The organism is Streptomyces sp. NPDC056883, from assembly GCF_042788835.1.
Classification (GTDB): domain Bacteria; phylum Actinomycetota; class Actinomycetes; order Streptomycetales; family Streptomycetaceae; genus Streptomyces; species Streptomyces stoeckheimensis.
The window spans coordinates 1-10,717 of the sequence record NZ_JBHUBS010000042.1 but is presented as its reverse complement, the minus strand read 5'-3'; the positions used below and the strand labels follow the sequence as shown (position 1 = coordinate 10,717).

Here is a 10,717-nt window from a genome sequence, read left to right as displayed (position 1 = left end):
GCCCCGGCGTCGGCGGCGGCCCGGGCGCCGGTTACCCCGCACCGCCCGGCGGTCCCGGCGGTCCCGGCGGCCCCGGCGTCGGCGGCGGCCCGGGCGCCGGTTACCCCGCACCGCCCGGCGGTCCCGGCGGTCCCGGCGGCCCCGGTACGGGTGCCCCCGCGGGCCCCGCGCAGGGACCCGGTCCCGCCGGACCGTCCGCGCCGCAGGCCGGCGTCGACTACGGCTCCGGCCCCACCACCGGTCCCGTCGCCAAGGCCCTGATCGCCCCCGTTCCGCCCGCCCCGGCCTGGCCCGGCAGCGGCCGCGGTCCCGACGGGCCGACCGGCGGGCCCGCGCTGGGCTCCGTACCGGTGGGCGGGGCGCAGGAGCCGAGCTGGCCCGGCCCCGAGCTGGACGCGGCCGGATACCCGCAGCCCGCGCCCGCCCCGGCGGCCGCGAACAAGGCCAAGCCCAAGCCCAAGGCAGCCGCGCCCGCCCCGGCCCGGCCCGCCAAGAAGGGCCGCAACAAGGTGGTCCTCCTCGGCGGAGCCGTCTTCCTGCTGTGCGGCGTGGCCTACGGAGCCGGTCTGCTCCTCAACCACTCCGACGTCCCCAAGGGCACCACCGTCATGGGCGTCGACATCAGCGGCAGCCGCGACGAAGCCGTCGCCAAGCTCCAGACCTCCTTCGGCAACCGTGCCGCCGCCCCGCTCCAGCTCACCGTCGGCGGCAAGACGGTCGAGCTGAAGCCCGAGAAGGCCGGCCTGAGCCTGGACAGCCAGACCACCGTCCGCAACGCCGCGGGCAGCGACTACAACCCCGTCACGGTCATCGGCTCGCTCTTCGGCAGCGAGCGCAAGGCCGAGGCCGTCCTGCCCATCGACGACGAGAAGCTGCGGGTCGCCCTCCAGGAGCTGGCCGGCACCGCCGGTTCCGCCACCGAGGGCACCATCACCTTCGACACGGGCAAGGCCGTCGCCGTCCCCGGCAAGGCCGGTTCCACGCTCGACGTGGACGGCTCCGTCGACCTGGTCACCAAGGCCTTCCGCGACATGGTCGCCAGCGGCCAGGCCGCCCCGGTCACCCTCCCGGTCGCCACCAAGGACCCGGTCGTCGACCAGGCCGAACTGGACCGCGCCATGAAGGACTTCGCCACGCCCGCGATGTCGGCGCCGGTCCTCGTCAAGGCGGGCGCCAAGTCCATCCCGCTGGGCGCCAAGTCCCTGCCGAAGATCCTGAGCATGCAGGTCGTCGACGGCCACCTCGTCGAGAAGTACGACCTGGAGGCCCTCAAGGCGGCCTACGGGAACACCTTCGACGGCGTCCTCATCATGCGCGGCACCGGCGAGAAGACCGCCGTCACCCCGCAGGACGTCGCCGGAGTCCTCGGCAAGGCCCTGCGCGGCAAGACGACCGCCGAGCGCACCGGGACCATCCCCACCAACCCGAGCTGACCCCGAACGCACCGGAGCCCCTCCCCGAACACCGGGGAGGGGCTCCGCTGTCACATTCCGCCGCGGCAATATCCAGCCTCGCCGGCGCTTGAGGCGCGGGGTCCGGGGCGGAGCCCCGGGGAACGGCGGAAGGGCGGGAAGGGGACCTCGCCCCGCGCAGCGGCCCACCCGCAGCCGGGCGGCCAGTCCCCAGCCGGGCCAGTCCCAGCCGGGGCTAGTTCAGCAGGGCCCGCGCAGCCATCGCCTCGGCACGGATCCGCACCGCGGCCGGCGGATCGATCACGTCCACGACCACCGCGTAGGAATCCATCTCCGCCGCCCCCGCCGCGAACTCCCCCCGCTCCACCAGCAACTTCGCCCGCTCGTACCGCAACGCCGCAGGATGCGAAGGCAGCAGCAGCGCCAGGTCCAGCGCCCACAGCGCCACCCCCGAGTGCTCGGGCCGAGACGAGGCCCACGCCCGGATGTTGTTCAGGATCCGCAGGACGATGTCCATCGTCCGTGCCGCGGTCCGCGGCCCCGCCGCCAGCTCCGCCGGACCCGCGCCCAGCGAGGCGCCCCCTGCGAAGGGGTCGACGACCACACCCTCCTCCGGATCCCCGAAGCCCACCACGAAGTGCCCCGGCAGGGCCAGCCCGTACACCGGGGCCCCGGCCCGCCGGGCCACCTCCAGCCAGACCACGGACAGCAGGATGGGCAGCCCCCGGCGCCGCCGCAGCACCTCGTGCAGCATCGAGGAGGAGAGCCGGTCGTAGTCGGCCGGCGTGCCGTGGAAACCCAGCCGCCCGCCCAGCAGTTCGGACACCGCCGAAGCCCATGCGCGAGCGCCCCGCAGCCCGTACGGCAGCATCCCCGCCAGCCGGTCCAGCTCGATCTGCGCCCAGTCCATGGCCCGTTCGTCGAGCTCCGGGTCCCCCTCCGCCGCCAGCAGCAGACACAGCGTGGCCAGGTCGGGCCGCTCCGCCCGCGCCTCGGCGGCGAACCGCTCCCGCCAGGGCGAGGTCACACCGCCGCCCGGCGGTAGTGGTGGTAGGAGTGGTGCGTCCCGAAGCCCATCCCCTCGTACAGCGCCCGCGCCCCGCTGTTGTCGCTCTCCACCTGGAGCCAGGCCGCCGACGCGCCCTCCTCCAGCGCGCGCCGCGCCAGCGCCGCCATCACGGCCGAGGCGAGACCGCGGCGCCGGTGCTCCGGGTCGACCTCGACGGCACCGAAACCGGCCCACCGGCCGTCCACCACGAGCCGCCCGATCGCCCGGCCGGGCACCGCCGCGAACCACACCGAAGGCCCCGCGGTCAGCACCCGGCGGGCGGTCTCGGGATCCTTCACCCGCCCGTAGCGGGAGAGCCAGTCCTCGTCCGGAGTACGGGTCAGCCGTACGCCCGCGACCAAGGAATCGTCCACGTCCAGGTCGCCCACCGCCGCCAGCCCGCCGACCTGCACCAGCGCCGACACCTCGCGCACCCAGCCCCGGTCCTCCAGCTCCGCGCACAGCAGCTCCTGCGTGCCCGCGGCCCCCGTGGCGGTCTGGACGTACGCCGGAAGATCCCTCCCGGCGTACCAGGACGTCACCCGCGCGAGTGCATCGTCCAGCGGGACACCGGGATCGCCGAGCGGCAGCACGGAGTTGGCCCGGCGGGTGAATCCGCCGGCCGCGCGCAGCGTCCACTCGCCGAGCGGCTCGCTCTCCAGCGGCACCCAGGACCGTGCGCAGACCCGCGAGAGCTCCTCGAAGGAGGCCGCGGGGCCCCTGCGGCGCGCCGGAGCGGCCGGTACGACCTTGCCCGCCACCAGCGAGGATTCCGCGATACGGACGGACTCACCGGTCTTTCGTGTGATCGTCACCACACCAGCGTTCCAGGATGTGAGAACCCCTACGGTGTCCGTGAAGGAGGGGGCCCCGGTCGAGCCGTACTCCACCCGTCGTACAGAGACACGTTTTCCCACGTCAGCGGGTGTAATCCGGATCTCCAGCCGTCCACCGGCAGTGATTTCCACAGCTCTGTCCGCCCCTCCTGTTCGGATCGTGCCCGGGAACGGAGATACTAGGGGCGGGCATCGACGACGCCGCGCTCCCGCGCGATATGGAAAGCCCTTATGAGGAGGAACGAGAGCGTGACCTACGTCATCGCGGAGCCTTGTGTCGACGTCAAAGACAAGGCATGCATCGAAGAGTGCCCCGTCGACTGCATCTACGAGGGCCAGCGGTCCTTGTACATCCACCCGGACGAGTGCGTCGACTGTGGTGCGTGTGAGCCGGTCTGCCCGGTCGAGGCCATCTTCTACGAGGACGATACTCCGGAGGAGTGGAAGGACTACTACAAGGCGAACGTCGAGTTCTTCGACGAGCTCGGTTCGCCCGGTGGTGCTTCCAAGCTCGGCCTGATCGAGCGCGACCACCCCTTCATCGCAGCGCTTCCGGCGGACATCAACCCGAGCCACTGACGGTCGGGTACCGCCCCACGCGCGTCCCTCGGTCCCGTACGGCTCACAGCCGCACGGGACCGAGGTGTTTTCACGACGAACCTCCTGGAATGTGCGCAATGCACGGAACATCCGGAAAGCGAGAGCACCACGTGGCCGCAGTCTCAGCCCGTCTCCCCGTCTTCCCCTGGGACAAGCTGGAGCCGTACAAGGCGACGGCGGCGGCCCACCCGGACGGGATCGTCGACCTCTCCGTCGGCACCCCCGTCGACCCGGTGCCGGAACTGATCCAGCGCGCCCTGATCGAGGCCGCGGACTCCCCGGGCTACCCCACGGTGTGGGGCACCCCGGCCCTGCGCGACGCGATCACCGGCTGGGTGCGCGGCCGCCTCGGCGCGAGCGCCGCCGGGCACCGCAACGTCCTGCCGGTCGTCGGCTCCAAGGAACTGGTGGCCTGGCTCCCCACCCAGCTGGGCCTGGGCGCCGGCACTGGGACGTTGAAAGATCAGGTGGCGTACCCCCGGCTGGCCTACCCGACGTACGAGGTCGGCGCGCGGCTGTGCGGCGCCGAGCCGGTGGTCTACGACGACCCCACCACCGATCTCGACCCGGCCCGCGTGAAGCTGCTGTGGCTCAACTCCCCGTCCAACCCCACCGGCAAGGTCCTCCCCAAGGAGGAGCTCGTACGGATCGTGGCCTGGGCGCGCGAGCACGGAATCCTGATCTTCAGCGACGAGTGCTACCTGGAACTGGGCTGGGAAGCCGAGCCCGTCTCCGTCCTGCACGACGAGGTCTGCGGCGGCTCGTACGAGGGCATCGTCGCCGTCCACTCGCTCTCCAAGCGGTCCAACCTGGCCGGCTACCGGGCGGCCTTCATCGCCGGTGACGCCGATGTCCTGGGCGAGCTGCTCCAGATCCGCAAGCACGGCGGCATGATGACCCCGGCCCCCGTGCAGGCGGCCACGGTGGCGGCCCTGGGCGACGACGTGCACGTCGAGGAGCAGCGGGTGCGCTACGCGGCCCGCCGCGCGGCCCTGCGCACGGCCCTGGAGGCGCACGGCTTCCGCGTCGAGCACAGCGAGGCCAGCCTGTACCTGTGGGTGACCCGGGACGAGCCCTGCTGGGACACGGTCGCCCACCTGGCCGAGCTCGGCATTCTGGTCGCGCCGGGCGACTTCTACGGCGAGGCGGGCGCGCACTTCGTCCGCGTCGCCTTCACGGCCACGGACGAACGCGTCGCGGCGGCCGTCAAGCGGCTGGCGCCGTAGCCGCAGGACAGCCCGAGGGGCCCGGGAGTTCGTGCTCCCGGGCCCCTCGGCGTTTCTGCGGGTGGTGCCTAGCCGAGGCCGGGCAGACCGCCCGGGAGGCCACCGGGAAGGCCGCCCGGCAGCCCGCCGCCGGCGAGCGGCAGCCCCGCCAGCAGGCTGCCCGCGGCGCCGGTCACCTCGTCGGCGGGCGCGGGCGCCGGCAGGGTCGAGACGGGCACGGCATCGGTCGCGGTGTCGCCCGCGGCGGCGACCGTCGCGTCCGGCGCGGTGAGCGCGCCCAGCTGCGGCACGGACTCCAGGCCCGCGGCGCTGGCCGCGCCGGCCGCACCGACCACGGGAGCTGCCCCGGCTGCGAGGAGCAGCGCGGCACGGGCGATCCGGCGGGTCAGGGGGAGGGACATGTTGCTCCTAAGCGGTAGCGGCTGAGTACGCCGTGACAACCGCTCGGAGGGGGGCGCGAGTTGCGGAGCCGGTGGGTAAAGGATCAGTAACGGATCGTTTAATCGGCTTCCGGGCCGACCGCTCGGAACACGCGCCCACCTGCGGTTGCGTGCCCGCCGGGAGCTCCGTGTCCGCCGTACGGGTCACCCCCGTACGGGGGACGGGTCGTACGCCCGTCCACCGGTGGTTCAGCCGCGCACGAAGATCCGTACCTGGCCCGGAGCCGCGGCGCCGGGATCGCCGGCGCCGTTCCCGGCGCCCGCGGCGCCCCGCTCCCGCCACCGGTCGCCGTCCTTGCCCGCCACCCAGGACTTGCCGCCGTACGCGACCCGGGTGATCCCCAGCTCGCGGGAGCCGGCCACCGCCCACTGCGCGAGCACCTGCCCGGTCCGAGCCGCCTGTTCGCCGCCGCCGGGCTTCGCCACCAGGGTCACCTCGGACCCGGTGGGCGCCCCGGCACCCTCCCCGGCCCCGCCGCCCGCCTCCGCGGGCAGCGTGTACAGGGGGTTCTTGCCGAGCAGCCGGGTCAGCTGCGCCCGGACCTTCGCCGGATCGCCGGCCCGGACGGGCGCGGGCCCGACGCAGGTCAGGTGGCCGGCTCCGGTGAAGGCCGAGGTCAGCACGGTGGCCTCCGGCTCGTGCTTCGCGTAGGCCTGCGGGAAACCGCTCAGCTGCACCTTCTGCGCCGCCACCGTCAGCGGGAGCCGCGAGTACCCCTTGATCTCGGCCAGCCGGTCGTAGAAGATCCCGGCCGAGTACACGGGGTCCATGATCTGGTCCGGCGTGCCCCAGCCCTGCGAGGGCCGCTGCTGGAACAGGCCCAGCGAATCGCGGTCGCCGTGGTCCAGGTTGCGCAGCGCCGACTCCTGCATCGCGGTCGCCAGCGCGATCGTCACGGCCCGGTCGGGCATCCCCTTGGAGACCCCGACGGCGGCTATCGTCGCCGCGTTCGCCGCCTGCTCGGGGGACATCTCGTCGAACTGGCCGGACCCCTTCGCGGGGCCCTTCCCGTCGGCCGAAGCCGTGCAGTAGGGGACCCCGCCGTTGTCGTTCGAGGCGCGCTGCACGACGAAGTACCCGGCGACCGCCAGCAGCACCAGCAGACCCGCGGCCCAGCGGAGCGGGCGGCGGCGTCGTCGAGGACTGGCGTGATCGGTCTGCGGCACGCCGCCCACCGTACTTGAGCCATATGACGCGTCCATCGGCCGGACGGACAAGGCTTCGCCGCAGCCCGGGGCGTTAGGGTCAGCTCCATGTCCGAATCCGAGCTGGACCTCACCCTGGACGCCGCCGAGCTGACCGCCCGGCTCGTCGACATCCCCTCCGTGAGCGGCGACGAGAAGGTACTCGCCGACCTCGTGGAACACGCCTTGCGCGGCCTGCCGCACCTGACCGTGGACCGCTTCGGCAACAACGTGGTCGCGCGCACCCACCTGGGCCGCGCCGAACGCGTCGTACTCGCCGGGCACCTCGACACCGTGCCGATCGCCGACAACGTGCCCTCCCGCCTCGACGAGAACGACGTCCTGTGGGGATGCGGCACCACCGACATGAAGTCGGGCGTCGCCGTGCAGCTGCGCATCGCGGCCACGGTCCCCGAGCCGAACCGGGACCTCACCTTCGTCTTCTACGACCAGGAAGAGGTCGCCGCCGACCTCAACGGCCTCGGCAAGGTCGCCGAAGCCCACCCGGACTGGCTGACCGGCGATTTCGCCGTCCTCCTCGAACCCTCCAACGCCGAGGTCGAGGGCGGCTGCCAGGGCACCCTGCGCGTCCTGCTCCGCACCTCCGGCGAGCGCGCCCACTCCGCGCGCAGCTGGATGGGCTCCAACGCCATCCACGCGGCGAGCCCGATCCTGGCCACGCTGGCGGCGTACGAGCCCCGCAAGCCCGTGATCGACGGCCTGGAGTACCACGAGGGCCTCAACGCGGTCCGCATCGACGGCGGCGTCGCCAACAACGTCATCCCCCACGCCTGCACGGTGACGGTCAACTTCCGCTTCGCCCCCGACCGCAGCACGGACGAGGCCATCGCCCACGTCCGCGAGGTCTTCGCGGACTGCGACATCGACGAGTTCGTCATCGACGACCTCTCCCCGGGCGCCCTCCCCGGCCTCTCCCACCCGGCCGCCGCGGCCTTCATGGAGGCCGTCGGAGGACACGCCATGCCGAAGTTCGGCTGGACGGACGTCTCCCGCTTCAGCGCCCTGGGCGTCCCGGCGGTCAACTACGGCCCGGGCGACGCCCTCCTGGCCCACAAGGCCGACGAGCGCGTGGAAACGAAGGCGATCCTCCACTGCGAGGAACGACTCCGTGCTTGGCTGACCTCCTGAATTCCCCTTCTCGTCACCTTTGTGCGCCTAACCTGATCCAACGATCAGCAGGAGGGAGCACATCATGGGCAACCCTGAAGGGTCCGCTCGTCGTCGGCCCGAGGAGCAGCAGCTCGGGCCGGTGCTGAGGAGGCGGGGCCAGGTGCAGGCCGGCAGTACGACGGACCAGCGGCTGCTGGATTCGGCCGGGCCCTCCGAGTGGGTGCACACCGATCCGTGGCGGGTCCTGCGCATCCAGTCGGAGTTCATCGAGGGCTTCGGCACCCTGGCGGAGCTGCCGCCGGCGATCAGCGTGTTCGGCTCCGCCCGGACGCCGGCGGGTTCGCCGGAGTACGAGGCGGGCGTGCGGATCGGCGGCGCGCTCGTGGAGGCCGGGTTCGCGGTGATCACGGGCGGCGGCCCGGGCGCGATGGAGGCGGCCAACAAGGGCGCGCGGGAGGCCAACGGCATCTCGGTGGGCCTGGGCATCGAGCTCCCCTTCGAGCAGGGGCTCAACCAGCACGTCGACCTCGGGCTGAACTTCCGCTACTTCTTCGTCCGCAAGACGATGTTCGTGAAGTACAGCCAGGGCTTCGTGGTCCTGCCGGGCGGGCTCGGCACCCTCGACGAGCTGTTCGAGGCCCTGACCCTGGTCCAGACGCAGAAGATCACCCGCTTCCCGATCGTGCTGTTCGGCACGGCGTACTGGAGCGGGCTCATCGACTGGCTGAAGGGCACGGTCATCGCCCAGGGCAAGGCCTCGGAGAAGGACCTCTACCTGTTCCACGTCACCGACGACGTGGACGAGGCGATCGCGCTCGTGACGAAGGAAGTCGCCAGGTAGGACCGGCCGCCGACCGCTAAGCCAGCCCCCGGCGGGCGACCGCCGGGGGTCGGTGGCCCTGGATCGAGCGGACCATGTCCAGGATCTGCTTGGTTTCCGCGACTTCGTGGACGCGGTAGACCTGGGCGCCCAGCCAGGCCGAGACGGCCGTCGTGGCCAGGGTGCCCAGCAGGCGTTCCTTGACGGGCTTGTCGAGGGTCTCGCCGACGAAGTCCTTGTTGGAGAGGGAGACCAGGACCGGCCAGCCCGTCTCCGTCATCTCGGAGAGGCGCCGGGTGGCCTCCAGCGAGTGGCGGGTGTTCTTCCCGAAGTCGTGGCCCGGGTCGATCATGATCGACTCACGGGGTACGCCCAGGGCCGCCGCGCGCTCGGCCAGGCCGACCGTGACGCGGAGGATGTCGGCCATCACGTCCTCGTACTCGGTCCGGTGCGGCCGGGTCCGCGGCTCGACGCCGCCCGCATGGGTGCAGACGATGCCCGCTCCGTGGCGTGCGGCGACCTCCGCGAGCTTCGGGTCGACGCCGCCCCACGCGTCGTTGAGCAGATCGGCCCCGGCCTCGCAGACGGCCTCGCCGACCTCGTGCCGCCACGTGTCGACGCTGATCACCACGTCGCGGTGGCGGCGGCGGACCTCGGCGACGAAGCCGACCGTGCGCCGGGCCTCCTCCGCCGCGTCCACGTGCTCGCCGGGACCGGCCTTCACCCCGCCGATGTCGATGATCGCGGCACCCTCGGCCACCGCCTGCTCGACCCGGTCCAGGGCCGGCTCGTCGCGGAAGGTCGCTCCCTGGTCGTAGAAGGAGTCAGGGGTCCGGTTCACGATGGCCATGATCACCGGCTCGTGGTCGTCGAACTCGCGCCTGCCCAGTCGCAGCATCCTGCTCTTTCCTCCTTCGGCGACCCTTGCGCCTCGCCTGCGACCTTAACCTGGTGGCCGGAGTCTCTCAGGGGAGTTGATCGTGTTCGCGTTCTTGCTCATCGCGCTGGTCGTGGTCGTCGCGGGAGTCACCCTCGCGGTGGCCGGCGGGGGGTCCGAGGCGGTGCTGCCCGAGGCCGAGCCCGACCGGCTGTCCGACGCCCTGCCGGAGAACCGTCCCGTCGTACGGGCGGACATCGACGAGCTGCGCCTGCCGGTGGCCCCGCGCGGCTACCGGATGTCCGACGTGGACGACGTACTGGAGCGGCTGGCGGCGGAGCTGGCGGAGCGCGACGCGCGGATCGCCGAGCTCACCGCCGCGACCGCGCCGGTGCCCGCGGCCGGGCCCGCCGACGGCTCCGTGGACCTGACCAAGGCCGCCGAGCAGTGAGCGGGGTGCTCGCGGGCCCCGACGGGGGCCTGCGGTGTCCCTGGGGGCTGGCCACCGAGGACTACATCGCGTACCACGACACGGAGTGGGGCCGGCCGGTCCACGGGGACGACGCGCTGTACGAGCGGCTGTGCCTGGAGGCCTTCCAGTCGGGGCTGTCCTGGCTGACGATCCTGCGTCGCCGGGAGGGGTTCCGGGCGGCCTTCGCGGGCTTCGAGATCGCCAAGGTGGCGGAGTTCGGGGCGGCGGACGCGGAACGGCTCCTCGCGGACGAGGGGATCATCCGGAACCGGGCCAAGATCGAGGCGACCCTCGCCAACGCGAAGACCCTGGCCGGGTGGGGCGAGGGCGAACTGGACGCCCTGATCTGGTCCCACGCCCCGGCGCCGGGGCGGGCCCCGAAGAGCACCACCGAGATCCCGGCGGTCACCCCGGAGTCCACGGCCCTGGCCAAGGCCCTGAAGAAGGCGGGCATCCGCTTCGTGGGCCCCACGACGGCCTACGCCCTCATGCAGGCCTGCGGCCTGGTGAACGACCACCTGTCCCGCTGCGTGTCCCGCGACCTGTCCTGACCCGGCCCTGCGGGGCAGTCCCCTACCCGCCCTTCCACCGTTCCCCGGGCTCCGCCCCGGACCCCCGCGCCTCAAACGCCGGCGAGGCTGGGTACATCCAGCCTCGCCGGCGTTTGAGG

11 protein-coding genes and 1 pseudogene are annotated in these 10,717 nt (G+C 72.9%); 7 read left to right on the top strand and 5 right to left on the bottom strand.

Features of this window, described 5'->3' with window-relative positions; all coding sequences use genetic code 11:
- Positions 1-1,433: pseudogene (locus ACFRU2_RS42030) on the top strand (hypothetical protein); the annotation flags it as partial.
- Positions 1,434-1,647: 214 nt separating this feature from the next.
- On the opposite strand, the gene ACFRU2_RS42025 reads toward ACFRU2_RS42030, so the two are convergent.
- Both ACFRU2_RS42025 and ACFRU2_RS42020 read right to left on the bottom strand, forming a co-directional pair.
- Positions 1,648-2,439: a tetratricopeptide repeat protein gene (locus ACFRU2_RS42025; RefSeq protein WP_382981587.1), complete on the bottom strand. Its 792-nt coding sequence runs from the start codon at positions 2,437-2,439 to the stop codon at positions 1,648-1,650.
- Positions 2,436-3,428: a GNAT family N-acetyltransferase gene (locus ACFRU2_RS42020; RefSeq protein ID WP_382981586.1), complete on the bottom strand. Its 993-nt coding sequence runs from the start codon at positions 3,426-3,428 to the stop codon at positions 2,436-2,438. Before ACFRU2_RS42020 ends, ACFRU2_RS42025 begins: the two co-directional genes overlap by 4 nt.
- 117 nt (positions 3,429-3,545) lie before the next feature.
- Between ACFRU2_RS42020 and fdxA the strand changes: the two genes are divergently transcribed.
- Together fdxA and dapC are read left to right on the top strand one after the other, a co-directional pair.
- The gene (gene fdxA, locus ACFRU2_RS42015; protein ID WP_030868357.1) at positions 3,546-3,875 is read left to right on the top strand and encodes a ferredoxin; all 330 of its coding nucleotides are present in this window, start codon (positions 3,546-3,548) and stop codon (positions 3,873-3,875) included.
- Between the two features lie 131 nt (positions 3,876-4,006).
- Positions 4,007-5,122 (top strand): succinyldiaminopimelate transaminase, encoded by a 1,116-nt coding sequence (gene dapC / locus ACFRU2_RS42010; RefSeq protein ID WP_382981585.1) that lies wholly within the window; start codon positions 4,007-4,009, stop codon positions 5,120-5,122.
- Between the two features lie 68 nt (positions 5,123-5,190).
- Here dapC and ACFRU2_RS42005 read toward each other — a convergent pair whose 3' ends face one another.
- Together ACFRU2_RS42005 and ACFRU2_RS42000 are read right to left on the bottom strand one after the other, a co-directional pair.
- Positions 5,191-5,523, bottom strand: a complete 333-nt coding sequence (locus ACFRU2_RS42005) for an ATP-binding protein (protein ID WP_382981584.1) — start codon at positions 5,521-5,523, stop codon at positions 5,191-5,193.
- Between the two features lie 228 nt (positions 5,524-5,751).
- Positions 5,752-6,738 carry a hypothetical protein gene (locus ACFRU2_RS42000; protein ID WP_382981588.1) on the bottom strand — a complete coding sequence of 329 codons (987 nt, stop codon included), beginning with the start codon at positions 6,736-6,738 and terminating at the stop codon, positions 5,752-5,754.
- A gap of 78 nt (positions 6,739-6,816) precedes the next feature.
- Here ACFRU2_RS42000 and dapE point away from each other — a divergent pair, with 78 nt between their 5' ends.
- Together dapE and ACFRU2_RS41990 are read left to right on the top strand one after the other, a co-directional pair.
- Positions 6,817-7,896 carry a succinyl-diaminopimelate desuccinylase gene (gene dapE / locus ACFRU2_RS41995; RefSeq protein ID WP_351441536.1) on the top strand — a complete coding sequence of 360 codons (1,080 nt, stop codon included), beginning with the start codon at positions 6,817-6,819 and terminating at the stop codon, positions 7,894-7,896.
- Positions 7,897-7,960: 64 nt separating this feature from the next.
- Complete coding sequence (locus tag ACFRU2_RS41990; protein ID WP_274549422.1) at positions 7,961-8,719, top strand: TIGR00730 family Rossman fold protein; 759 nt, start codon at positions 7,961-7,963, stop codon at positions 8,717-8,719.
- A gap of 16 nt (positions 8,720-8,735) precedes the next feature.
- Here ACFRU2_RS41990 and folP read toward each other — a convergent pair whose 3' ends face one another.
- Positions 8,736-9,596 (bottom strand): dihydropteroate synthase, encoded by an 861-nt coding sequence (gene folP / locus ACFRU2_RS41985; protein WP_382981583.1) that lies wholly within the window; start codon positions 9,594-9,596, stop codon positions 8,736-8,738.
- 76 nt (positions 9,597-9,672) lie between these two features.
- On the opposite strand from folP, the gene ACFRU2_RS41980 reads away from it, so the two are divergent.
- Positions 9,673-10,026 (top strand): DivIVA domain-containing protein, encoded by a 354-nt coding sequence (locus ACFRU2_RS41980; protein WP_382981582.1) that lies wholly within the window; start codon positions 9,673-9,675, stop codon positions 10,024-10,026.
- Entirely contained in the window at positions 10,023-10,598 is a 576-nt protein-coding gene (locus ACFRU2_RS41975; RefSeq protein ID WP_382981581.1) for a DNA-3-methyladenine glycosylase I, read from the top strand. The genes ACFRU2_RS41980 and ACFRU2_RS41975 overlap by 4 nt, the downstream gene beginning before the upstream one ends.
- Positions 10,599-10,717 lie beyond the last annotated feature (119 nt).